The sequence below is a fragment of the Scytonema hofmannii PCC 7110 genome (assembly GCF_000346485.2).
Taxonomy (GTDB): domain Bacteria; phylum Cyanobacteriota; class Cyanobacteriia; order Cyanobacteriales; family Nostocaceae; genus Scytonema; species Scytonema hofmannii.
The window spans coordinates 1-894 of the sequence record NZ_KQ976384.1; the positions used below are offsets into that span (position 1 = coordinate 1).

The window sequence follows — 894 nt, forward strand, 5'->3', positions numbered from 1 at the left end:
TTATCAGCCCAAGTCAGTACTTTGTTGCTCTCTTCTTGCTGCTGTATCCATTGCAGGTGCTGCGGTAACAATTGCGACAAGTCATAGTGCTCTAGAATTGTTTGCCGTGCTCGTTCGCGAATAGCTGCCATTTTTTCTGGATGCTGGAGTGCTTCTTCGATGCGAGCGCAGATTTCACGAGCTGAAAAAAAGTCAACTAACAAACCATTGACACCATCTCGGATGACCTCGGTGACGGGTGCAGTGTTGGAAGCTACTAGCAAGCAACCTGCTGATAAGACTTCTAGCATTGACCAAGACAAGACAAAGGGACGAGTGAGATAAACGTGTACAGAGGATGCTTGCAGAACTTGCAAGTATTCTGAATAAGGCAACCAACCTGTAAAATGAACTCTGTTGAGGTCGAGGTCATATTTTTCCAACATCGCCTGTTTGTATGTTTTGCCTTCTGGCAATGATTTCCCGTAGGCGACCCGGTTTTCTCCCACAATGACCACGTGACACTGGGGTCGCCGCTCCTGAAGTAAAGCCACCGCCTCCATAAACTGCGGAAAACCACGATACGGTTCCATACCCCTGGCGACATAAGTCACCAGTTCTTCTGCGTGGGACAGGTCTAAATTGATGCGCGGTAATACTAATTTTGCTCCTGGCTTGGGGCAAAAGAAATTTGTATCAATCCCATCATGACATACAGTAACTTTACTGTGATATTCTTTGGGAAATTGTTGCTTTTGCCAATTGGTAGGAGAAAGACCGCGATCGCAACTGTATAAATCCATTAAGATCGGCGCATTTTTCAGCCGAATGCGTGCTTCATCGTCAGCATTCAGGGGTTCATTGGGGTCAAAATCGGCATCGGTGCCATGAGCGTGGTAAAACCATTCAAAATAA

At 46.3% G+C, this 894-nt stretch carries 1 protein-coding gene; it reads right to left on the reverse strand.

Annotation, left to right across the window (positions count from 1 at the left end):
- Positions 1-894 (reverse strand): glycosyltransferase (locus WA1_RS51980; protein ID WP_066613685.1); only part of this gene is annotated, 894 nt, incomplete at both ends.